This window comes from Pseudomonas sp. GM50 (genome assembly GCF_000282375.1).
Classification (GTDB): domain Bacteria; phylum Pseudomonadota; class Gammaproteobacteria; order Pseudomonadales; family Pseudomonadaceae; genus Aquipseudomonas.
Window position 1 is genome coordinate 17989 of sequence record NZ_AKJK01000018.1, and the last position, 23786, is coordinate 41774.

Genomic DNA, 23786 nt, shown 5'->3' on the forward strand with positions numbered 1-23786 from the left:
TTGGTTTCAAAATTATCCAGGCGGCGAGACGTGAACAAGAGTCAAGTAATTCACGTCTGCACCGCTAGATCCTCAGGACGAAATCCTGATTACAGTCATTTGGGAGCGCCGCATGAATCTCGCTGAATTAAAGAGGGTTTCAATCTGATAGTCTGACGTCTACCCTCAGGTTGCTTGATACGCTTCAATAAAAGCTTCACAGCCTGGGCTCCGAGTTCCTCGAGAGGTTGCGCTACAACTGTCAATCTTGGGCTAAAAGCATCCGCCCAGTCGAAATCGTCAAAGCCAACCAACGCGATATCCTTTGGCACCTCAAGCCCCGCTTCACGAAGGGCCTGCATTGCACCAATGGTCATCAAATTGTTTGCAGTCATTATTGCGGTGGGCGGGTGCTCTAGCGATAGCAAATGGCGAGTGGCTTCCATTGCCGGCGCAATCGCCGATTCACCACAGCAAACCAATTGATCTTCGTACTCAATTCCAGCGTCAGCCAAAGCCGCACGGTAGCCGTCAATTCGCTCATGAGAAGAAGACTGGGTCAATCGTCCGGATACCATCCCGATACGCCGATGACCCAGCTTGATCAAATGTGCAATCAATTCTTGAGAGGAGTGCTTATTCTCTACCCCCACCTGATCAAAAGACGTCGAGAGAAGTCGATCGATGAGAACCGTGGGTATCTTGTTGGCTTTTAAGTAATTAAATACTCGATTTTCTGGATCATATTCCGAAGCGAGTACAATCCCGTCAACACGTCGCTCATGCAGTGCCTTGACCGCTTTGAGTTCCTGTTCCGGATCTCTTTGCGTATTGACCAATATCATCATCAATCCGCTTTTCGCGCATGCCGCTTCGATGGCACGTACTGTTTCACTGAAGTAATAGTTTGAAAGCGTAGCAATCGCCACGCCGATAGCACCCGAACCCGAAGAGGAGCGAGCCAGAGACCGAGCGAGTGAGTTTCGAATATAGCCTACGGACTCTACAGCCTGATTCACACTACGGACGGTGTCAGGATGTACTTTACGAGTACCGTTGAGAACATGAGATACCGTAGACATTGATACGTTCGCGGCTCTCGCGACATCGCTCATCTTTGCACCCACTGTGCATCACTCCTTTCTCACGTGATTTGATGGATAGCGCTGAACTCATGTCCAGTTGCTACCTATTGTAAAGCTCACGGCGAGAAAATGCGTCGATGGCTCTCGGAATTGATGCCGGGGCGAGCCCGCAATTTCGTGAGAGACCCAGCGAGATGCGCAGCGCATCTGAAGTCTGTGAATCGAGATGGTGGAATCCGCTATGCAGCATAGCCGGGCACTCCTTTTTATTATCGTAGCGATCATCCTGCGAACCAATTGATGGACGCAGCAGCGCTTGTTGAAAAAAGCATAGCCGAGACGAAAGCGCTTGCGCAAGCGCTTTTCTAACATCCTTTTCATGTGCTCTTTGATCGGGGCTTCCCTAGGGGATGGACGTTGAAGTGCTTTTTGGAGAATTCCTCGAACGAAAAGGAAAGCGCTTGCGCAAGCGCTTTCCTTTCGACTATGTTGCTCAAACAAGAACACCGATGAGAGGTTTCAACTGCCTCTCAAATCGGTAGATAAGGAGTTAACAGCTATGCTGAGCACTGGATCTGAAAGCCCCCCTCCTGCCCTATTGGAAATGCATTCCATCTCGAAGTCATTCAATGGGGTGCGCGTCCTGCATGATATTGACCTCAGTATTTTCCCTGGACAAATCCACGCGCTAATGGGCGAAAACGGCGCCGGAAAATCCACTCTGATGAAAATACTATCGGGGGCCTATGTCGCCGACAGTGGCACTATCCGAATCGACGGATGTGATATTCGAAACTATGGCGTGAACGATGCGAAGCGCCATGGCATATCCGTCATCTATCAAGAGCTCAGCTTGTGCGCAAATATGAGCGTGGTGGAGAACATCTACCTGGGTAGAGAGATTCGTCGATGTGGCGTTATAAACCGCAAGGCAATGACCGAAGGCGCGCTCGTAGTACTAAAGCGACTTGGCGTCACATTTGATCCGCACGCACTGGTCGGCACCTTGTCGATTGCGGACCAACAACTTGTTGAAATCGCGCGTGCAATTCATGCCGATACGCGAATCCTGGTGATGGACGAGCCTACAACGCCGCTATCCACAAAAGAGACCGAAAGTCTTTTTACATTGATTCGGCAGCTACGTGATGATGGCGTCGCGATCATCTATATCAGCCATCGAATGGCCGAGATATACGCATTGTCCGATTGTGTTTCGGTGCTCCGGGACGGTCGTTACGTTGGTTCGCTGGATCGCGTCACGCTGTCAGCTGAAACCCTGGTCCGGATGATGGTTGGCCGCGATGTTTCCGGCTTCTACGCCCATGAGCGTTCTTTGTGCTCTTACGAGCAACCGATACTACGTGTTCGCAATCTTACAGATGACTTCAAAATTCAGGATTGCAGTTTCGATCTGTATGCCGGCGAAATTCTCGGGATTGCAGGACTGGTGGGTTCTGGAAGAACCGAACTTGCCCGATTAATCGCAGGCGTCGATGCGTACTCAGGCGGAAAGATTGAGATGGACGGCGAAGTTGTAGTCATACGCTCTCCTCGCGATGCAGGTAACGCAGGCATCGTCTATCTGACAGAAGACCGCAAAGCACTGGGCCTTTTTCTCGACATGAGTGTCCACGACAATATTAATGTATGTGTTGTGGGAAGTGATGCTCGATTTGCGGGGTTTGTGGACCGAGCGGCCGGAACTGGACGTACCGAACAAGCAATCCAGGCACTCAATATCAAAGCGTCTTCAGATATCAATGTTGGAGCACTGTCCGGAGGCAACCAGCAAAAAGTTTTGTTGGCTCGTCTGCTGGAGATGAAGCCCAGAGTATTGTTCCTCGACGAGCCTACATCGGGTGTCGACATTGGGGCTAAATCAGAAATATATAAAATCATCAATGCATTAGCAGCATCCGGCGTTTGCGTAGTGATAATTTCAAGTGAACTACCAGAGATCGTTGGAATTGCCGACCGTGTATTGGTCATGTGTGAGGGTAAACTTGTCACCGAACTCGGTGGCCACAGCGGTCTTGATATCACACCTGAAGCCATTATCGCGTTTGCCACAGGCAGCGACAGGTTGACTCTAGCCAACGGAGACTTAGTCCAATGACTTCCCCACTGCAAAGCAAAGTAGCAAGTGACCTCACCACGCCTGGTGTACGAAGCATCGCCGGACCTTCCACCCAGGATAAAATGCGCCAACTGATGAGAGTGGCGGGCATGCTGCCCGTACTGTTACTCCTTTGTGTGGGCTTTGGCCTGATGAGCGAGAGCTTTTTCTCGGTTCAGAATTTCTCGATCATCAGTCAGCAAGCCTCTATCAATGTGGTATTGGCGTCAGGTCTGACTTTCGTGATTTTGACAGGTGGTATCGACCTTTCGGTTGGTTCGATTCTGGCTGTTTCCGCAGTAGTGGCGCTATTGGTATCGCAAGTTCCGGGGTTTGCTCCCCTGGCCATCGCTGCGGGGCTTGGAGTCGGACTGCTACTAGGGCTCGTCAATGGTGTATTGGTCGCTTTTGGAAAGCTACCGGCATTTATCGTCACGCTAGGCGGATTGACAGCGATGCGTGGAATCGCACGCCTCATCGGCGAAGACAAAACGGTTTTCAATCCCGACCTGTCCTTTGCTTACATTGGAAACGATACCTTGTTCGGGGTGCCATGGCTGGTTGTAATCGCGGTAGTCGTGGTTACTCTTTCGTGGCTTATTCTTCGACGTACGGTGTTAGGCGTACAGATTTACGCAGTGGGCGGCAATCCTGAGGCCGCACGGTTGTCGGGAATCAAGGTCTGGAAAGTCCTGTTATTTACTTATGCCCTGTCCGGTTTGTTGGCGGGCGTGGGGGCCATCATGACTTCCGCTCGACTGATGGCTGCTAATGGACTGCAAATGGGACAGTCTTATGAACTCGACGCTATCGCCGCCGTTATTCTGGGAGGAACGCGCTTTACAGGAGGCGTCGGCACTATCGTCGGTACGCTAATTGGCGCCCTGATTATCGCTACACTTTCTAATGGCCTGATATTGCTGGGAGTTTCGGATATCTGGCAATACATTATCAAAGGTGTTGTCATCATCGGAGCGGTAGCCCTCGATCGCTTTCGGCAGTCAGGTGCACGAACCTGAATCATATATAACCCCCACACTCCAATAACAAGAGACAGTGCTCATGAAAAAAATAATATTTACCGCTGTTTGTACACTACTGGCATTTAGCAGCGCTCAAGCGCGAGAGTTGAAATCCGTCGGGATAACTGTTGGCTCGCTGGGTAATCCTTACTTTGTAGCGATGGTAGATGGCGCCAAAGCCGAGGCACTGCATATCAATCCCGCCGCAAAATTTATCTCGGTGTCGGCAGATTACGATTTGAATAAGCAGTTCACTCAAATCGATAACTTCATTTCTTCGGGCGTAGACTTGATTCTTGTCAACGCCGTCGACCCTGTCGCAATCGCGCCTGCGATTGCGAAAGCAAGGAAGGCAGGCATAGTGGTTGTGGGCGTAGATGTCATGGTGCAAGGTGCCAACGCCACGGTACAGACCGATAACGTCGAAGCCGGCAGGATTGTATGTCAGTACATCGCTGAGAAGCTGGGTGGCAAGGGTAACGTTATTATCCAGAATGGTACGCAGACCTCAGCAGTCTTAGACCGAGTCAATGGCTGTAAGAGTGTTTTCGCGCAGGCACCCGATATCAAGATACTGTCTGATAATCAGGATGCCAAAGGTTCGCGTGAAGGTGGCTACAGCGTGATGCAAGGCGACTTGACTCGCTTTGCAAAAGTCGACGCGGTGTTCGCGATCAATGACCCCCAGGCCATAGGTGCAGACCTGGCAGCAAAACAACTCAAGCGCAAAGGCATCATTATCGCATCGGTGGATGGAGCTCCCGATATAGAGACTGCGCTCAAAAGCGATACACAGATCCAGGCATCCGCCTCCCAATCCCCTTGGGGCCAGGCACAACAGGCCGTAACGATGGGTTATGACCTGTTGAATGGCAAATCTTTGGAAAGCACAACGGTACTGCTTCAACCCTCACTGGTAACACGAGCCAACGTCATGGAGTACAAAGGCTGGCAAGCTGACCACTGACCAACTGAGGGGTTGAGTCAAATGACATAGGGGTTTCTAGCCACCTCTGTCATGCGGGGAATGGCTGCTGCGAGGTGCTCGCAGCGGCCGCACGGCATGAAAACCCCTAAAGGGACGAACCTACGGGAAACCTGAGCGACGGCTGCTGAGGAGAGATTTGGCATGTTCACCAAAACAAACACAATAGTAAGCACAGAGCTACTCAACTACGTTAAGGCTCTGTCTGGTAATCGAATTGTCGTTGCGCTAGCGGGGCCGCCTGGTGCCGGTAAGTCCACCGTCTCTCAGGCCTTGGTAGAGGCTCTTAATAGAGTTATGCCGGGGGGCGCAGCTGTTGTTCCCGGAGATGGCTTTCATTACGATGATGCGGTTCTTGGATCCTTGAACCTTTTAGATCGTAAGGGCTCACCTGATACATTCGATGTGGGTGGCTTCAGGAGTCTGCTGCTACGGCTTCGTGCGAACAACGAACCAGCGGTTGCCGTTCCGGTATTCGATCGAATCCTGGAGATATCCCGTGCTGCAGGACAATTGATTTCCTCTGACGTGAAATATCTCATCGTGGAAGGAAACTACCTTCTATTAGACCTCGCCCCATGGTCGTCCTTAAGAGACTGTTTTGACGCCACCATCATGCTGCAGGCTGACCGCAAAACCCTGGAAGCGCGCCTGCTTGATCGATGGCGATCATTGGGTTTCGATGAGTCTACTTCCTATGAAAAAGTTCATCGCAACGACCTTCCGAATGCCGACATTGTGATTTCGGCCAGCAATATCGCTGACTTCACGATCACAAATTAAGATCCCACTTCCTCTCTTTTGAGAAAGAATCACGCCGTTAACCAAGCGCTTTGCTTGGCTAGCTTTTTAACGCTAACAGGCCTACGAACGCTATTAACAACTTGTAGCGAACCTTTAAAGAGCGAATGACTATGTATCTGGTATGTGGTGAAGCGCTGTTCGATTTCTTCAGTGAAAACGACGTCAACGTTCAAGCTTCAAAAGTGAACTACAAAGCGATTGCCGGTGGTTCGCCGTTCAACGTCGCCGTCGGCTTGCGCCGTCTGGGCATCGACGTGGCGCTGTTCGCCGGGCTGTCCAGCGACTACCTCGGCCGGCGTTTACAGCAAGTGCTGCAGGAGGAAGGCGTGCGCCCGGACTACCTGCAGGACTTCGACGCACCGACCACCCTGGCGATGGTCGCCGTCGGTGCCGACGGCTCGCCGCATTACAGCTTCCGAGGCGAAGGTTGTGCCGATCGCCAGCTGTTGCCGGGGCATTTACCTGAATTAGGCGCTGAGGTGCGTGGGTTGCATATCGGCTCGTTCTCGCTGGTGGTGCAGCCGATTGCCGACACCCTGCTGGCCCTGGTCCGCAGGGAAAGCGGCAAACGCCTGATCAGCCTCGACCCCAACGTGCGACTCAACCCAGAACCGAATATCGAACTGTGGCGCGAACGCATCAACACTCTGGTCGAGCATGCCGACCTGATCAAGGTCAGCGACGAGGACCTGAACCTGCTCTACCCCGAGCGTGATCCGCACAGCGTGATCCATGACTGGCTGGAACACCGCTGCCAGCTGGTATTCCTCACCCGTGGCGGCCAGGGAGCAACGGTATTCAGCCGCCGCCATGGCAGTTGGTCGGCGCCGGCCTGCGCGGTGTTGATGGCTGATACCGTGGGCGCCGGCGACACCTTCCAAGCGGCGTTGATCGCATGGCTGACCGAACAGCAGCTGGATTCGGTGGAGGGTTTGCAGCGCTTGAGTCGCGAACAGATCGACGCGATGCTCACCTTCGCCGTCAGCGCCGCCGCCCTCACCTGCGGCAAGACCGGGCCGGACTTGCCTTATCGGCATCAGTTGGATTGACTTGGGCTGTGGCAAGGATGGCTGTTGCGGGCACATTGCCAAGCGCCATCCAGCTCAAAGGCAAGCAACGACTATGGCGGCGTCGGGCCCATCGCGTTGAAAGACAAACCCTGGCTATTGGTCACTTGCCATGAATTTCCCCCGCCCGTCTCGCTGAATACAACGCTGTCGAACTGCGAATCCTTCAACCCATCGATCTGCACCTTGGCCGGGCCGCTGAAGCGTACGCGTTCGAACACCAGGCCCTGATGCCAGGCGTTGCTCCGGCTATCGCCCTTGACCTCGATCGCCTTGCCTTGCGCATTCTCGACGCTCACATCAGCGACTCGGATATCCCGGAACTGCCCCGGGACTGTTGAACGCTGGTAATCCAGTTTGGCGTTCGGGTCGTTGTAGTCGAGGGTGAAAATGAAGGCCTGTTTGACGGTATTGCGCATCGCCGAATCGCGGAAGATGACGTTCCGCGCCCCGCCCCCCATGAAGTTGGTACTCTTCATTCGCAAACCGGCATCGGTGCCGTCAGAGACGTTGTCCTCGGCCAGAATGTTCTGAATCCAGGCGCCTGTGTGGCTGCCGGCAACCACCATGCCATGACCTTTGCGAAAGTAGTTGTTGAAGATCCACGCATCCTCCTGGGGCTTTTGATGCACCGCATCGGCACCGGTGCCAGCCGCGAAATTGACGCAGTCATCGCCGGTGTCGAAGAAGTTGTTGAAGACCATGGCGCCTTTGCTGTTGGCGAACTCGATGCCGTCGCCGTTGTTGGCGTCATAGGTCTTGTGCGTGGTATTGGCCAGCACCACGTTTTCGGTCTCTAGGTTCATGATCCCGTGGAACGCCGGATTCAACACGGTGAAACCGCCGTAGAAAACGTTTTTCACGTTGCGAAGGGTGATCAGCGAAGAACGCATCTGCCCGTAGGCATCCTTGACATTCATGCCTCGCGCCACCGCTTGTTCGACTTGCGCCTTGGCGAGAATGCCGTCTTGCTGGTAGCGCGTGTTATCGCTGGGCAGGTAGAACGGCAAAGGCTGACCACGCTCGTCGACGATATCCGTGCGCCGCTTCCAGCCATTACCATCAAGGGTGCCCTTGCCAACGATACGGATGTTTTCGAACGACTGGTGTTGACGTGGATCGCGGGGCAAGGCGTTGATCAGCGAGGCCGGGCGCACCGTGCTCGAATACGGATACTGAATGTAACCCGCCAGCGGATAGTCTTCGGCGCGCTCGGAACCCAGCAGTGTCGCGCCCTCGGCGATTTCCAAAGTCATGTTGCTTTTGAGATAAAGCGCGCCGCTTTTGTAGATGCCCTTGGGCAACAACACTTTGCAACCAACGGTACAGGCCTCGATAGCATTCTGGATGGCCAGGGTATCGAGGCTGCTGCCGTCACCCTTGGCGCCGTACTTCTTCACGTCGAACACCGGCGCAACCTTCGTCGTACGTTGCACGAGTGCCGGACTGTCAGCCGATTCCTTGCCATCGGCACCCACTGCACGCACGGTGAAACGGTATGAGGTGTCGGGTTTAAGTCCTTGGGCGGTGTAGCTGTGAATGCCGATGCGGTAGTGGAAGTTCGCGGTGTCCTGCTCGTAGAAGCGGTCGATGTAGGGCTTGGCCGGCGATACCCGGTCATTGTTGGCGTTGCTGCTGCCCAGCAGGACGCCGTTGGCGTAGACCCGATAGTCCTTGATGTCGGTGTAATCGGCAGGTTTTTCCCAGACGAGGATGATCTGCTGATCATCAAAGGCCAGGGTCGGCACTTGCAGTTTCGACGGTGCTTGCAGCGCCCACGATGACAGACTGCAACTCACGGCCAGGGGGGCGATCAGTGACCGCGCCAGAAAGTGTTTGGGCAGAGCAACAGCGGGAGGTTGATACGGCATGTCGTTTTCCTTGTCTTTGCCAGTCATCAAGCCAGGGTGTCTGAACCCACGGGTTCAGGCCGATAGCCCGGCTTCTTCGAGGTATTGACTACGATTGACGAACGTCTCCCGTGGCATTTCCCGTACATCCATGGACAAGGCTTCGACGTCTGGCAGCAGGCCCAGCAACGCGGCCAACACCGCCGAAGCCAAGCTGCGTTGCTGTTCGGCACTGCGCCCGGCAAACAGGTACAGGGCCACATGGACGAAGTCATCCTGGGTAGCCCCGCAGCGGTAATGGACATAACCGTTGAGTCGAACCTTGATATCCCCCGGCTTGAATACGCCAAAGGCGTCGAGGGCATCGTGCACGGTGGCCAGCAGGGTCTGCTCGCCGATGCGTTGGGCCAGGGCTACGGGGCAATCGATGAGGCAATGGGGCATGGTTGTTTCTCCGCAAATCGGTCTGTTCAAACTGCCATTTGGCGCTCGGACTCTTGGCTGAAATCACGGCTGGCCTGCACCAGCATTCTTGTATAGGCGTGGGTCGCCAGGTCCTGATTGAGTGCCTTACTGTCGAGCAGTTCAACGATCTTGCCTTGCTGCATCACCGCCACCCGATCACACAGGTGCGTCACCACACCCAGATCGTGGGTCACCATCAAATACGTGAGCTTCTCGCGCTGGCGCAGATCCGCCAGCAAGTTGAGGATTTCCGCCTGCACCGAAACATCCAGTGCCGACGTTGGCTCATCCAGCAGCAAGACCCTGGGCTCAAGAATCAATGCGCGGGCAATCGCCACTCGCTGGCGCTGACCGCCGGACAACTGATGCGGATAGCGATAGCGGTAACTGTCGTTCAAACCCACCTTGAGCAGGATCTCGCTGATCCGGTCGTCCTTGTCCGCTACCCCGTGAATGATCAGCGGCTCGCGCAGCGCAGTGTCGACCGTATGGCGTGGATGCAAGGAACCATAGGGGTCCTGAAAAACCATCTGCACTTGCCGGAAATGCGCCTTCGGAATCTTGTGCTGCAACGGCACGCCGGCAATGCTCAGCTCGCCGCTCCAGTGCCGATACTGCCCGGCCAGGCAGCGCAGCACGGTGGTTTTGCCCGAGCCGGACTCCCCCACCAAACCAAAGGATTCACCATCGGCAACGCTGAGGCTGACGTCGTGCAGCACTTGATTGAGGGCCGGGCCAACGCCGAAACTCAGGTTCAGCGCGTGTGCTTGGATCATGGGCATGGTCAATTCCTCAGCAAGTCAGCCAGAGCGGGTCGCGTTGCAGCACCGGCAATCGTTCGCGACGATTGTCCATGCTCGGCAATGCCGCCAGCAGGCCACGGGTATAGGGATGTTGGGCGTGTTGCAGGTCGCAGGCAGCCAGTGATTCCACCACCCGCCCGGCGTACATCACCAGCACGCGGTCACAGTAGTTGCGCACGAGGTTTAGGTCGTGACTGACAAAAATCAGCCCCATTTCCTGCTGCTCAACCAACTCTTCAAGCACGCTTAGCACTTGTTGGCGCACCGAGACATCGAGGGCCGAGGTCGGCTCATCGGCGATGATCACTTGCGGCCGGGTGATGACCATCATTGCGATCATGATGCGCTGGCCCATACCACCGGAAACCTCGTGGGGATACAAGTTGTAGACTCGCTGCGGATCACGGATATGCACCTTTTCGAGCATTTCCATTACCCGCTCACGGGCCTCGCTGCGACTGGCCTTATGGTGAGCCAGGTATGCCTCGGCAATCTGGTCGCCGACCTTGACCACCGGGTTCAGCGAGTACTTGGGGTCTTGCATGATCATCGAGATACGCTGTCCGCGAATCTTTTGCATGACTTTTTCACTGGCCGTCAGCAAATCGACTTCACCGAATTGCATGGCCTTGGCGGTGATTCGGGTACTGGCCGGGTGCAACTTGAGCAGGCTGCGTCCCACCGTTGATTTGCCCGAACCGGACTCGCCAACAATGGCTAGTTTTTCGCGCCCCAGGGTGAAGGACACATCCCGTACCGCGTGGGTTTCTTTCTGACCATTGACGAAGCGCACATTGAGCCCTTCGACGTTCAATTTGATTGCAGACATACAGCCTCCGGTTACTCGCTGCGCGGATCAAGAATGTCCCGCAGGCCGTCGCCCAACAGGTTGAAAGCCAGGCTGACCAGCATGATCGCCGCACCTGGAACAGCCACCAGCCACCAGCACTCAAGCATGTAGCGCCGGCCTGTCGATATCATCGCGCCCCACTCCGGTGACGGTGCCTGGGCGCCCAGGCCGAGAAAGCCCAACGCCGCGGCGGTGAGGATGATCCCGGCCATGTTCATGGTCAGGCGGATAATCACCGACGACATGCACATCGGGACGATGTGCCGCAGAATAATTCGCGATGTCGAAGCACCTTGCAGCTCGACCGCCACGACGAAATCCGCCTTGCGCAACGACAGGGTTTCGGCCCGTGCCAGACGCGCAATCGGCGGCCAGGAGGTCAAGGCAATCGCCACCACCGCGTGTTCGAGGCCAGGACCAAGGGCCGCGATAAACGCCAGCGCCAATACCAGGCTGGGGAAAGAAATGAAGATGTCGGTCAAGCGCATGAAGACTGTGTCCACGAGGCCACCGTAATAGCCGGAGACCGTGCCGATAAACAAGCCGATAGGACCGACAATCACCGTGACCAGCGTGATGATGTACAGGGTAATACGCGAGCCATAGACCAACCGGCTAAAGATATCCCGGCCGTATTCATCGGTGCCGAACCAGTGAACGGCGCCGGGCGCCTGTAGCGCGTTGGCGAGGTTCTGTGCCACTGGATCGTGAGTGGCGATCCAGGGGGCAAATGCCGCGACCACGACCAACAGCATCGCGACCAGCAGCCCGGCCAGGGTCATTGGGTTACGCAACAGGTGGTGCAGCACTTTCAGGCCGCTCTTGCACAAGGCATCGAAGCTGGACCCGGGGGTGCGATCCACCTGCCGCTTGGCGTTGGAATCGGTAGAAGACATGTTGGCAATCATTGGCATGTTCTCGGGTTGAATTCAGGATCACCCGGCGCGTCCGCAGACACGCCCGGCCGCATTCAGCGTTGCTTGTAGACGCCCAGGTAACGCGTCGCTTCGGCATCATCGCCAGCGAAACCCTTGACGTCGGCAGCGCTGACCACGGTGTCGGTCATCTGCGAAATCATCAGGATCGGCCCGACCTGCTGGTCGTAGAGTTCCTGCGCCTGGTGATACAGGCTGAGCCGCTGCGCCCCGTCGCGCTCGACCCCGGCCTGGTCGATCAAACTGTTGAGCTGCGGGTTAAAGAACGAGGCACGCCAGCCCTGGAAGTTCGGCAAGCCGGCGTCATCGCTGTTGTTGGGGTTGTAGGCGAACGTCCGCAGGCTGAAATACGGATGCGGATACCGCTCGGCGCCCCGTGCGACGATGATCTCGAAGTTGCGCGCACGCATCGCGCCATACACCTGATTGCCGGTGCCGGTGACGATACTGGCCTTGATCCCGCCTTCGGCCAGCGTCGCTTGCAGGCGCGCGGCGATGTCGATGAAGGGTGGCTCCGACAACGTACGAATCGTGGTGCTGAAACCCTCGGGATAACCGGCTTCGGCAAGCAGTTTTTTCGCCTTGGGCACGTCCATGTGATAGCCCGGATCCGGCAGGCGCGCTTCCAGGCTCAGTTGCATCGGTTGTTGATTGAGCTTGCCGTAATACGGCATCACCTGTTCGTCCAGGCCTTTGTAGTCGATCAGGTTGCGCACCGCTTCGCGCACCTTGGGCTTGGCGAACTCGGGTTGCTTCATGCTCATCGCCACGTAGTACATCGTGCCGCGCGGCAACGACTGCACCTGGATTTTTTCCGAGCCGTCGATGGCCCGAATGTCTGGGGCCGCCATGCCGTAGGCCAGGTCAAGGTCACCGCGTTCAAGCATCAGGCGCAGCGACTGGGATTCGGTCATGTGCCTTACCACCACACGCTTGAGTTTGGCCGCGCCGCCCCAGTAGCCATCGAATCGGGTCAGCAGCAGCGAGTCGTTGGCGCTCCATTTGGTCAGTACAAATGGACCGCTGCCGGCTTCGTTGGTCACCAGCCAGCCAGCGCCCAAGTCACCGTTTTTCTCGTGAGTCAGGGCGGTCTTGCGATCCACCACCACGGCGCTGGGCGAAATGGCCAACGAGTCGATCAACAGCAGCGGATCCATGGTTTGCGGCAAGTCGATCATCAGCGTGTGGGCATCACTGGCGCGGATCAGCGACTGGATGTTATCGACACTGTAGCCGTAAGCCTTCCAGGTCGTTGCCAGACCGAAGTTGAGTTTCATCACCCGGTACAGCGACCAGGCCACGTCCTCGGCAGTCAGCGGATGACCAGAATGGAATTTCACGTCCTGGCGCAGGTGGAACGTCACCTGCTTGCCGTCTTCGCTGATCTCCCAGCGTTCGGCCAATTGCGGCAGGTGTTTTTCCGGGTTGCCCTGATCACGTTTGATCAATGTGTCGTAAAGGTTGGCGTTGACGCCGGAGGCATCCAGGCCGGGGGCGTTGGCCGGATCAATCGAGAACAGGTTGACCATGCTCATGCCGACGATCAGTTGATCAGCCGGGGTCTTGGCATTGGCCATTGTCATCGGCCCCAAGGCCAGAACGGCCGCCAACAGGCTTATGTGCAGTTTCGAAAAAGCAGTCTTCATTCAAGGATCCTTCTTTTTATAGTTTTATCGGTACTGCAGCAGCGTTGTGGATTAACGGGTGCGTGGGTCGAACACCTTGTACAAGGCATCGCTGATCAGGTTGAGCGCGACAAAGATCAGTCCAATCACCAACACACAGCCCATCACCGCGTTCATATCGCCGAGCATCAAACTGCTGGTGAGGTATTGGCCGAAACCCGGCCAGGCAAACACCGTCTCGATGAGCACCGCGCCTTCGAGCAGCGAGCCATAGGCCAGCGCCACGACCGTCAGCAACTGCACGAGGATGTTGCGAAAGGCATGCCCCCACACCACTTGGCGGCGTGACAGTCCCTTGACCCTGGCGGTGATGATGTACTCCTGAGATAACTGTTCGAGCATGAAGCTGCGCGTCATCCGGCTGATGTAGGCCACCGAGTTCAGGCCGAGAATCAGCGCCGGCAACACGATGTGGCGCAGAGCGCTGGCAAAGGCTTCCCAGTCCCGCGCCAGAGTCGAATCGATCAGCAACAGGCCGGTAACCTCGGGCACCATGCCGTCATACGCCAGATCAATCCGCCCGGCACCACCGGCCCAGCCGAGCCAGGCGTAGAACACCAGCAGGCCCATCATGCCCAGCCAGAAAATCGGCGTGGAGTAACCGAACAGAGTGATCACCCGCGCCACATGATCCCCAAGGCGTCCCTGATTACTGGCCGCGCACACGCCCAGCGGCAAGCCGATCAGCACGCCAAACAGGATGGCCAGGGTGGCCAGCTCAATGGTCGCCGGAAATACCCGCAGGATGTCGTCGAGTACCGGGTGACCGGTCAACAGCGCGTTGCCGAAATCGCCATGGAGCAGGTCATTGAGGTACAGGCCGAACTGGGTCCAGATCGGTTTATCCAGCCCCATCGCCCGGTACACCTGGTCATAGGTGGAACTGTCCGCGTCCGGCCCGACCACCGCGAGTACCGGGTCCAGCGGCATGACTCGGCCGATGACAAAAGTCAGGGCCAACAAGCCGAGCAACGTCACCAGCACCGTACTGGCGCGCCGGGCGGTATTGGAAGCGCGAGCGCCCATGACAGAGGTAGTCATAACAAACATAGTGAGCTCCTGATAAATCGGTCACCGCTGTAGCCAAGACGCGAGGCTCACCCCGCGCGGTTTTTAGCGCTTCTTGTAGACATCCTTGTAGCGCGTGGTCGCTGCCGTGTGGCCTTGAAAGTCGGCAACGTCGGCGTAGATCAGCACCGTGTCGGTCATCTGCGAAACCGGCAAAATCGCGCCCACCTGTTGATCGAGTTGCTTCTGGATTTCCCGGTACTGGGCCAGTTGTTTGTTGGCGTCAGGCTCGACTTCAGCGCTCTCGATCAGTTGGTTCAACTCAAGGTTGTAGAAGGAGGTGCGCCAGCCCTGGAAGTTACTCAACTTGGCTTCATCGCGGTTATCCGGGTTGTACACCAGGGTGCGCAGACTGGAGTGAGGATGCCGCTCTGCCCCGCCACCGCCGCGCCCGACGATGATGTCGAAGCTGCGCTCACGCATGGCGCCGTAAATCTGGTTACCGGTGCCCGTGATGATGCTGGCTTCGATCCCGGCCTGAGCCAGCGTCGACTGCAAGTTGGAAGCGATGTTGATAAAGGGAGGCTCGGCCAGCACGCGGATGGTGGTCTTGAAGCCATTGGGGTAGCCCGCGTCGGCTAACAGTTTTTTCGCTTCATCGACATTCAGCCGATAACCGGGATCGGGCAAGCGTGCGGCGAGGCCCAGTGGCAACGGCCGTTGATTGATCACGCCGTAGTGCGGCATGACGGTCTGGTTGATGCCTTGGTAGTCGATCAGGGAGCGCACTGCCTTACGTACTCGTGCGTCGGCAAACATCGGTTGCTTCACACTCAGCGCTACGTAATAGAGCGTGCCGCGCTGCAAGGTTTGAGTGCGCACCTTGTCGCTTTTTTGCAGGGCTTCGATATCCGGCGCGGACATGCCTTTAGCGATATCCAGATCGCCGCGTTCGATCATCAAGCGCAACGACTGCGACTCGGTCATGTTGCGCATGACGATGCGTTTGAGTTTGGCCGGACCACCCCAGTAACCGTCGAAGCGGCTCATCAGAATCACGTCGTTGGCACGCCAGTCATTGAGCACGAAGGCCCCACTGCCGGCCGCATGGGTCACCAGCCAGGCAGCGCCCATGTCGTTGTTCTTCTGATGTTCGAGGACTTTTTTGCGGTCGAGAATGAACGCACTTGGCGAGGTCGCCAGGGTGTTGAGCACCAGCAGCGGATCGGTCGGCCGTGGCAACTCAATGACAAAGGTATTGGCATCCGTAGCGCGCATAGAACGCTCGACGTTCTCGGCACTGAAACCGTACGCCTTCCAGGTCGAGGCCAACGCCAGGTTGAGCTTGAGTACCCGTTGCAGCGACCAGGCGACGTCTTCGGCAGTCAAGGGGTTACCGGACTGGAACTGCACGCCGGTGCGCAGGGTGAAGGTCAGAGTCTTGCGGTCATCGCTGACCTGCCAACGCTCAGCCAGGGCCGGCAGCAGGCGATCAGGCTGGGCGACGTCTTGCACCAGCAACATGTCATAGAGATTGGCATTGATCTCCGACACATCCAGCCCGGTGGCTGCCGCCGGGTCGAGGGACAGCAGGTTGATCATGCTCATGCCGACAATCAGTTGATCGGCCGGCGTCTTGGCATAAGCCACAGGTAAAACGGCGACCGCCAGGGTGGCCGCCAATACCCGCGCCCACAGCGAAGGAAGAATGTTCATAGCGAGAGTGCCTTTCTTATATTTATAGGGCTCTCGGACGGCCCGGCGTGCACCGGGCAGCCCGTGTACAGGTCAGAAGCTGTTAAGCGTATGGGTCTCGATAAACTCGAAATCGATCTCTTCACCCAGGCCCGGCAAATCGGACAGGTGCACAAAACCATCGTTGTCCATCGGATCGACAAGGCGCTTGAGGTACGCCGGCACCTCGTCGTAATCCAGGTACGGATGCAGCAATCCACGCTCATACCAGGTGCAATTCTTGATCGCCCCAACCACCGCCAGGTTCGCCGCACCATTGCCATGGATTTCGCAATCCATGCCGAAGGATTCGGCCATGTGCGCGACCTTCAGACACGGTGCGATACCACCGACGCCAGCCACACCGGCACGCAGGATGTCGCAGACGTCATTCTTGACCCAGCTGGCCCGGCTCAAGTGTTTGCCCGACAGGGTTTCCGGTCCCAGTACCGGGATCTCCAGTTGGCCCGCCAGCCAGGCATAGGACTCGGCAGACTCTTCCATCATCGGTTCTTCGAACCAGGCAAAGTCGAGTTTTTCCAACTCACGTCCGATGTAGAGGGCATCGGTGCGGCTGTACCAGTGATAACCATCGAGCATCAGGGCGATGTCCGGCCCCACCGCTTCGCGCACGGCGGCGCACGCTTTAATGTCGATGCGCGGGCTTGGGGCGAAGGACACGGGCGGCATCCAGGTGTGCAACTTGATCGCCTTGTAGCCGCGCTTGACCAGCGTTTCAGCGAAACGCCCGTAGTCTTCCGGCGTCGCCAGCCCGCCGGGCAGCTCATCGCCGCACATGGTTGAGCCGTAAGCCGGGACCTTGTCGCGAAAGCCGCCGATCAACTTGTGTACCGGCACGCCAAGCTTGCGCCCCGCCCAGTCCCATAACGCTTGTTCCACCAAGGCCAAGGCACGATCGGTCAACTGGCTGGCACTGCCACGCTGCCAGTGCGCCAGGTCGTGCCAGATTTTCTCGCGATCAAACGCGTTCTGCCCGACCAGCACTTTGCGTACAAAACCGTCCAGCACATAAGGACGAATCAGTTCCGGCGCACCGAAGGCATAGCCTTCACTGCCGTCTTCGGTCTGGATGCGCAGCAAAGCCATTTGGGCTTGGGTGACATCACCTGGGTGAGCGTGGCCAGCGCTGTCCACTGCGCGGCGGGTCGGGTAGGCAAATACCTGGACGTTGACTGCTGTGATTCTCATGGACGTCTTTAGCCTTCTTATTGGATTTGTGACAGGAGTGTCGTCTGTTGTCGCCGATCATATGTCATCGTACAACACATGAAAAGACCCAATAAATAACCTACATCCCCTGCCTTTTTCCTCAATACCCAATCAAAACGCCCGTATTTAAAGACAACCAAGGAATAACACGCATTGCTTAAAAGCCCTGTTCACATGGCACATGTGTAACAACATGTTTCAAAACTAGCTATAACCCATAGACGAGTCGTCTTGTCATACGATAACGTATATCAGCACCACAAATGAGATCCATACGCAACACCATGCTGCTCGTAGTACACGTCAAACGACCCTAACAAAAACAAAAAAGAAGACCGTATGAACACCACCCTACGCACGCTCGTTACTGTCGCGACCCTCAGCCTGCCCTTCTGCGTCAGCGCTGACTCTGCCAGCATCAACTACCGCCACCAGTACACCGAGGACGACAGCGCCCACGCTGACCGAATCAAGTTCAACTACCGCCTGGACAGTGGACTGGGCTTTGAAGCGGAAATGAAATACCGCACGGCCGGTGACCGTGAAGATGTCGCCTACGACAACATGGTCAACAACGGCCATGAGTTCACAGTCAGCTACAACTACAAGCTCAGCGCGCAATCGACGCTGACCCCGGCCTTCCAGATGGACAGCTCGAAGGACTCGACCACTTACAAGTTCGGCCTCAAGTACAACTACAAAATCAACGATGCCTTCTACGTCGCCACGCGCTATCGCCTGGACGCCAAGAAACTGGATCGTGACCAGGTCAATGAAGACATGCCCGACCACATCAAGGATGACCAGACCACCAACCGCTTTGAAGGCTGGCTCGGCTATACGCCTGCGAACAAGTGGGCCTACGAATATCAATTCATCTATTTCAAGACCGACTACATCCGCTACGACAACAAGAAGAGCGATTACGAACAGAACCTGATCATCAAATACAAACTCACCAAGAAATGGGCGCCGTTCATGGAAATCGGCGACGTAAAAGTCGACTCCACGTCCCCCGATCGCCAAGCGCGCTGGCGTCTGGGCGTCCAGTACAACTTCATGTAAGACCTGGTATTGCCTGACGATCGCGCATCGCTCGCCAGGCAAGCGCCCCCCCGAACCAACACGCCACTACCGTTCAATGGAAGATCTGACCATGACCACACAACCCGCCTCGCCTAAACCCTTCAACCGCATTCTGCTGACAGGCGCCGCCGGCGGCCTGGGCCAGATCCTCAGAGAAACCCTGCAGGCTCACGCCGAAATTGTCCGCTCCTCGGACATCAGCCCTATGGCACCCAGCCGTGGTCAGCATGACGAAGTGATCAACTGCAACCTGGCCGACAAGGCCGCAGTCGCGGCGCTGGTCAAAGACGTCGATGCCATCGTCCATCTGGGCGGGATTTCAGTGGAGCGGCCCTTCGAGGAAATCATGGAGGCCAACATCCGCGGCACCTTTCATATTTATGAGGCGGCGCGGCAACACGGGGTCAAGCGAATTGTTTTTGCCAGCTCCAACCACGTCACCGGTTTCTACCCGCAGGACGTCGAGCTGGATGCTCACTCTCAGCGCCGACCGGATGGCTATTACGGTTTGTCCAAGGCTTACGGCGAGGACATGGCGACGTTCTACTTTCACCGCTATGGCATCGAAACGGTGAGTTTGCGGATCGGTTCATCGTTTCCGGAGCCGCGCAACCTGCGAATGCTCTCGACATGGCTCAGCTATCCGGACCTGGAGCACCTGGTAGCTCGAGCCCTGCTGGCCAGCAATGTCGGACACAGTGTGGTTTACGGTGTTTCCAACAATCGTGATCAGTGGTGGAGTAATCGCCATGCCGCCCACCTGGGCTTTGCCCCGCAGGACAGTTCGGAGGTCTTTCGCACGCAAATTGAGCAACAACCCAAACCCGCCGCTGACGATCCCAACAGCCTGTTCCAAGGGGGAGCATTCACGGCTGCCGGGCCGTTCGGTGACCTGCCGGAAACACACCAATGAATGCCGAACTCATCGTCGACGCACGCAACGCAACCGGCGAAAGTCCGGTCTGGCAAGCTCAGGAGAATGCGTTGTATTGGGTGGATATTCCCGCGGGCCGCTTGCACCGCTGGCAGCCAGATGGCAAGACTGACTGTTGGCAGGCGGACGAAATGCTCGCCTGCATCGCCCGTAGTCCGGCGGGTCATTGGTTGGGGGCGCAGGAAAGTGGAGTGTTCAAACTGGTGCCTCAGACTGACGGACGCCTACGCGCCGAAAAGCTCGCCGACGTCGAGCATGCCCGGCCGCAGATGCGCTTCAACGATGGACGCTGCGACCGCCAGGGACGCTTCTGGGCCAGCACGATGCAAACCAACATGGGCGTCGACGCGGTCGGGGCGCTCTATCGCTACGATCCGGATACCCGTCAGCTTACTGCGCAAGTGGAAGGTCTGGTGGTGCCCAACGGTCTGGCCTTCAGCCCCGATGGCAGAACCCTGTACCTGTCCGACTCGCACCCAACCCGGCAGCAGATCTGGGCGTTTGACTACGACATCGACAGCGGCACGCCACACAACCGCCGCCACTTCGTCGACATGAACGCCCATCCGGGTCGACCGGACGGCGCGGCGGTTGATTCGGAGGGCTGCTATTGGATCTGTGCGATTGATGCCGGCCTGGTGCTGCGCTTCACGCCCGAAGGAAAACTGGATCGCTCGCTGCCACTGCCGGTGAAGAAACCGACGATGTGTGCCTTTGGCGGCGCCCGACTCGACACGCTATTTGTCACCTCGATTCGCCCGCAAGGTATCGACCTCAGTGACCAGCCATTAGCGGGCGGTGTGTTCGCCTTGAATCCAGGCGTTAAAGGCCTGCCCGAACCCATGGCACGAGCCTGAGGCCTGCGTTCAGTCGTTCAACGCCTCGGCTTCTGCGGCCTCATACGCGCGCCGCATTCGCTCTCGGCTGTTGGACAAGTGCAGGCGCATCGCCGCCCGAGCGGCGTCGGCATCCCGCCGGACAATCGCCTTATAGATGTCTTCATGCTCGCGGCTCAGACGTTCCAGATAGGGTTCCTTGTTGTCATTGACCACTCGTGTGGAATGCAGGCGCGCGCGCGGGAGGATGCTGACCCCAAGATGCAACATGATGTCGGTGAAATAGCGGTTACCCGTGGCCAACGCGATCTGCTGGTGAAACTGGAAATCCGCGGACACCGCATATTCGACACTGACCGCCCTGGAGTTCAGGGCGTCCAGCGAGTCACGCATCAGTTGCAGTTGCTGGTCGGTACGGCGTACGCAGGCCAGGCCGGCCGCCTCCACTTCCAGGCTGATGCGCAGCTCAAGCACCGCCAACACATCCTGCAACGTGAGAATGCTGGCCGGGTCGATTCGAAAACCGCTCGGGCTCGGGATGTCCCGAACAAACGTGCCGATGCCATGCCGGGTTTCCACCAGGCCTGCCGCTTGAAGGCGCGATATAGCCTCACGCACCACCGTGCGACTGACACCATGTTCTTCCATGACCTGAGATTCAGTGGGCAGCTTTGTCGCACGGGCGAGCTCACCGCTGCAAATACGCCGGGAAAGTTCGGTCACCAACTCCTCCGCCAGGCTTCGGTGCCTGCGGCGAACACTGGGTTGGATGTTCAGTTTGTCCATCAAAAACAAAAATCTCGGTTTTTCGAATGATTACGCATCATAGCTCATTCAGTTGTACGACAACGCATCAGATCAAATGATGGTACTTCGCATGCAGCTGACGTTCGATTCGCCGCAATGGCGACAAGGACGTCGCTCGAGAAACGCTGAGAAATTGCGCGTTACACACTCACGTTAATGAGGTACATGGATAGATCGCTGGCCATATGAAAATCCAGTCAGGGTGATTGTGATTAGCGCTTGGCCCCAGATCACAGCAAGAAGCTATTAACAGGCTTTTTCAAGCCCAAGCGGTCCCTCAGCGTCCCAGGTTCATATTCCTTGCGGAAGACCCCTTTGGCTTGCAGCAAAGGCACCACGTCGCGGGTGAAGGCTTCGAAGTCCGTCGGCAAAAACGGAAACATGAGGTTGTAGCCATCGACGGCATTCGACTCGTATAACGCTGAAAGCTTATCGGCAATATGCTCCGCCGTTCCGATCAGTAACCAGGTACTGGAGCTCTTGACCAACCGGCGCCCTATTTCGCGGATAGACAAGGACGTATCGTACTTCTTGAGCAGGGCCAGCTCAGTTCGAATGCCATCGAACTCAGACTCATCGGGCAACGCTGGCAGCGGGCTGTCCGGCGACAGGCCTGTCAGATCAAGACGGGTGTAGCTGGAGACCAGATCGATCGCCACGGCATCGATGATGAGGCTGTCCTCCAATTGCCGGCGTCGCGCCTCCTCAGTCTCATCCTCCAGAACCACCGGAAGCACGCCGGTAATGATCTTCAGGTCACTGGAATGTCTGCCCTTCAATTCAAGTCGGCGATTCAAATCTGCCCTGTACGCCAGTCCTTCTTCGACCGTATTGATGAAACAGAAGTGCACGTCCGCATGGGCGGCGGCCAGGTTCTTGCCTGCTTCAGAAGATCCCGCCTGGGCAAGGACGGGATATCCTTGAGGTGGACGCGGCACGTTAAGCGGCCCACGTACGCTGAAATGTGCGCCTTTGTGATTGATCGGATGAATCTTCGATGGATCGGCAAAGTCGCCGGTACCCTTGTCAAATTCAAGCGCACCGTCCTCCCATGAGTCCCAAAGCTGCTTGACGACATGGATGAATTCCTCGGCCCGCAGATAACGATCGCCGTGTTTCGTCACGCCCGACAATCCGAAATTCGAAGCCTCTTCTTCCAGCCAGGAAGTCACGATATTCCAGCTGGCTCGCCCTGCGCTGAGATAGTCCAACGAAGCAAAATATCGCGCGAGGTTGAACGGCTCGTTATAGGAAGTTGAAGCGGTGCCCATCAGACCAATGTGATCAGTCACGGCAGCCAGTGCGGACAAGAGCGTAATAGGTTCAAGGCGGGCGTTGGCATAGTGCCTCAACCCACTGGCCACGGAGTCCCAGACCGCGACGTGATCCGCGACAAAAACCGCATCGAACTTCGCCACCTCGGCCGCCTGCACCAGTTTTACGTAGTACTTGAGCGTGAATATTTCCTGGGTCGGTGACAGCGGGTGGCGCCAGGAAAAACGATGATCTCCTTGGGGGTTAAAAAAGAACAAATTCAAAATCATACTTTTATTGGACATAACGCCTCCGCGACCTTACCAACGTCGCATTCATTTTCACTGGGCCGTCTTGACGGTATGTTCGGCGACCCACTGCGCCGCGACTTTTGCGGGATCCTTGTGATCGATATCAACAAGGCGATTGAGTTGCTTGAGGTCGTCATCGGTCAGTTTTGCAGAGACCGCGTTGAGCACCTGGGTGACTTCCGGGGTTAGCAACGCCTTGCGACCCAGTGGCGTGATGTTTTGCAGGGGCTGTTGGTGCTTGTCGTCCTCGAGGACAACCCAAGGCTCCTTAGCCAGGATGCCTTGCGTGGAGACCACCGTGGCAACGTCGATAGCGCCTGAGTTCAACGCCAGCCGCGACAAGGGCCCGCCCATGTCCAGCGATTTGATGCTCTTGAAGTTGATGCCGTAGACCGCCTTCAACCCGGGCAGGCCCAATGCAGCAGTGGCGACTTCGGGAGGCCCGCCCAGCGTGAAATCACCCGAGACGGGCGCCAGGTCGGACAAGGTGTGCAAGTTGTACTTTTCTGCGGTTTTTCGGGTGACGGCCCAAGCGGTAATGGAGCCCGCGGACGAAGGCTCAAGCAGCTGGAGGTCCGCCGGCAACTTCTGTTGCAAAGCGCTGAGGATCTCCTTTTGGGTGGTCAGGGCGGTCTTGTCGTCATAGAAACTCAACAGTGATCCTATGTATTCGGGTACGACGTCTATATCCCCGTTTTCCAGCGCCTGGGCGATGATCTGGCGGTTCCCCAGATTGAGTCGGGTCTTGACGTCTATCCCTTGATTTTTCAAGGCCGACGCATAGATGTTGGCGAGAATCGTCTGCTCGGAAAAATTGGCCCCTCCAATGGTGATGGACTGAGCATTGGCAAACGTGCTGCCAACCAGCAAGCCTAGCCCCAGCAACAATGAAACCGAGTGCACTGAGTGAGCCTTCGAACGTTGTTTGTTTTTCATT

The 23786-nt window shown here is 56.7% G+C and carries 21 protein-coding genes; 8 read left to right on the forward strand and 13 right to left on the reverse strand.

Going from position 1 to position 23786, the window contains the following annotated elements:
- Positions 1–95: 95 nt before the first annotated feature.
- Positions 96–1106 (reverse strand): LacI family DNA-binding transcriptional regulator, encoded by a 1011-nt coding sequence (locus tag PMI30_RS25190; RefSeq protein WP_008006387.1) that lies wholly within the window; start codon positions 1104–1106, stop codon positions 96–98.
- Between the two features lie 517 nt (positions 1107–1623).
- On the opposite strand from PMI30_RS25190, the gene PMI30_RS25185 reads away from it, so the two are divergent.
- From PMI30_RS25185 to PMI30_RS25165, 5 genes are all read left to right on the forward strand, one after another.
- Positions 1624–3183 carry a sugar ABC transporter ATP-binding protein gene (locus tag PMI30_RS25185; protein WP_008006388.1) on the forward strand — a complete coding sequence of 520 codons (1560 nt, stop codon included), beginning with the start codon at positions 1624–1626 and terminating at the stop codon, positions 3181–3183.
- Complete coding sequence (locus PMI30_RS25180) at positions 3180–4202, forward strand: ABC transporter permease subunit (RefSeq protein ID WP_008006389.1); 1023 nt, start codon at positions 3180–3182, stop codon at positions 4200–4202. The genes PMI30_RS25185 and PMI30_RS25180 overlap by 4 nt, the downstream gene beginning before the upstream one ends.
- A gap of 43 nt (positions 4203–4245) precedes the next feature.
- Entirely contained in the window at positions 4246–5172 is a 927-nt protein-coding gene (locus tag PMI30_RS25175; RefSeq protein ID WP_008006390.1) for an ABC transporter substrate-binding protein, read from the forward strand.
- A 162-nt stretch (positions 5173–5334) separates the two neighbouring features.
- Positions 5335–5973 carry a nucleoside triphosphate hydrolase gene (locus PMI30_RS25170; protein ID WP_008006391.1) on the forward strand — a complete coding sequence of 213 codons (639 nt, stop codon included), beginning with the start codon at positions 5335–5337 and terminating at the stop codon, positions 5971–5973.
- A 131-nt stretch (positions 5974–6104) separates the two neighbouring features.
- Positions 6105–7043, forward strand: coding sequence for a carbohydrate kinase family protein (locus PMI30_RS25165; protein WP_008006392.1), 939 nt, complete (start codon positions 6105–6107; stop codon positions 7041–7043).
- 71 nt (positions 7044–7114) lie between these two features.
- Here the strand turns inward: PMI30_RS25165 and PMI30_RS25160 are convergent, their stop codons facing one another.
- The 9 genes from PMI30_RS25160 to PMI30_RS25120 all read right to left on the reverse strand — a co-directional run bounded on the left by PMI30_RS25160 (position 7115) and on the right by PMI30_RS25120 (position 17600).
- Entirely contained in the window at positions 7115–8932 is a 1818-nt protein-coding gene (locus PMI30_RS25160; protein ID WP_008006393.1) for a glycoside hydrolase family 28 protein, read from the reverse strand.
- 54 nt (positions 8933–8986) lie between these two features.
- Positions 8987–9355, reverse strand: coding sequence for a 5-carboxymethyl-2-hydroxymuconate Delta-isomerase (locus PMI30_RS25155; RefSeq protein ID WP_008006394.1), 369 nt, complete (start codon positions 9353–9355; stop codon positions 8987–8989).
- A gap of 26 nt (positions 9356–9381) precedes the next feature.
- A complete protein-coding gene (locus tag PMI30_RS25150) occupies positions 9382–10158 on the reverse strand; it encodes an ABC transporter ATP-binding protein (RefSeq protein ID WP_008006396.1) in 777 nt (258 codons plus the stop codon).
- Between the two features lie 10 nt (positions 10159–10168).
- The gene (locus tag PMI30_RS25145; protein ID WP_008006397.1) at positions 10169–11008 is read right to left on the reverse strand and encodes an ABC transporter ATP-binding protein; all 840 of its coding nucleotides are present in this window, start codon (positions 11006–11008) and stop codon (positions 10169–10171) included.
- An 11-nt stretch (positions 11009–11019) separates the two neighbouring features.
- A complete protein-coding gene (locus tag PMI30_RS25140; protein ID WP_008006398.1) occupies positions 11020–11937 on the reverse strand; it encodes an ABC transporter permease in 918 nt (305 codons plus the stop codon).
- Between the two features lie 62 nt (positions 11938–11999).
- A complete protein-coding gene (locus tag PMI30_RS25135) occupies positions 12000–13610 on the reverse strand; it encodes an ABC transporter substrate-binding protein (RefSeq protein WP_008006399.1) in 1611 nt (536 codons plus the stop codon).
- 51 nt (positions 13611–13661) lie between these two features.
- Entirely contained in the window at positions 13662–14675 is a 1014-nt protein-coding gene (locus PMI30_RS25130) for an ABC transporter permease (protein WP_443216281.1), read from the reverse strand.
- An 87-nt stretch (positions 14676–14762) separates the two neighbouring features.
- A complete protein-coding gene (locus PMI30_RS25125; RefSeq protein WP_008006401.1) occupies positions 14763–16373 on the reverse strand; it encodes an ABC transporter substrate-binding protein in 1611 nt (536 codons plus the stop codon).
- Positions 16374–16445: 72 nt separating this feature from the next.
- A complete protein-coding gene (locus tag PMI30_RS25120) occupies positions 16446–17600 on the reverse strand; it encodes a mandelate racemase family protein (protein WP_008006402.1) in 1155 nt (384 codons plus the stop codon).
- 360 nt (positions 17601–17960) lie between these two features.
- On the opposite strand from PMI30_RS25120, the gene PMI30_RS25115 reads away from it, so the two are divergent.
- The 3 genes from PMI30_RS25115 (at position 17961) to PMI30_RS25105 (ending at position 20498) form a co-directional block, all read left to right on the forward strand.
- Positions 17961–18686 carry an oligogalacturonate-specific porin KdgM family protein gene (locus PMI30_RS25115; protein ID WP_008006403.1) on the forward strand — a complete coding sequence of 242 codons (726 nt, stop codon included), beginning with the start codon at positions 17961–17963 and terminating at the stop codon, positions 18684–18686.
- Between the two features lie 91 nt (positions 18687–18777).
- Positions 18778–19620, forward strand: a complete 843-nt coding sequence (locus tag PMI30_RS25110; protein ID WP_008006404.1) for an NAD-dependent epimerase/dehydratase family protein — start codon at positions 18778–18780, stop codon at positions 19618–19620.
- Positions 19617–20498: an SMP-30/gluconolactonase/LRE family protein gene (locus PMI30_RS25105; protein ID WP_008006405.1), complete on the forward strand. Its 882-nt coding sequence runs from the start codon at positions 19617–19619 to the stop codon at positions 20496–20498. Before PMI30_RS25110 ends, PMI30_RS25105 begins: the two co-directional genes overlap by 4 nt.
- Positions 20499–20507: 9 nt before the next feature.
- Here the strand turns inward: PMI30_RS25105 and PMI30_RS25100 are convergent, their stop codons facing one another.
- The 3 genes from PMI30_RS25100 to PMI30_RS25090 all read right to left on the reverse strand — a co-directional run bounded on the left by PMI30_RS25100 (position 20508) and on the right by PMI30_RS25090 (position 23785).
- A complete protein-coding gene (locus PMI30_RS25100; protein WP_008006407.1) occupies positions 20508–21263 on the reverse strand; it encodes a FadR/GntR family transcriptional regulator in 756 nt (251 codons plus the stop codon).
- Positions 21264–21514: 251 nt separating this feature from the next.
- A complete protein-coding gene (locus PMI30_RS25095; protein ID WP_008006408.1) occupies positions 21515–22843 on the reverse strand; it encodes an LLM class flavin-dependent oxidoreductase in 1329 nt (442 codons plus the stop codon).
- Between the two features lie 36 nt (positions 22844–22879).
- Positions 22880–23785 carry an ABC transporter substrate-binding protein gene (locus PMI30_RS25090; protein ID WP_008006410.1) on the reverse strand — a complete coding sequence of 302 codons (906 nt, stop codon included), beginning with the start codon at positions 23783–23785 and terminating at the stop codon, positions 22880–22882.
- Position 23786: the final 1 nt, after the last annotated feature.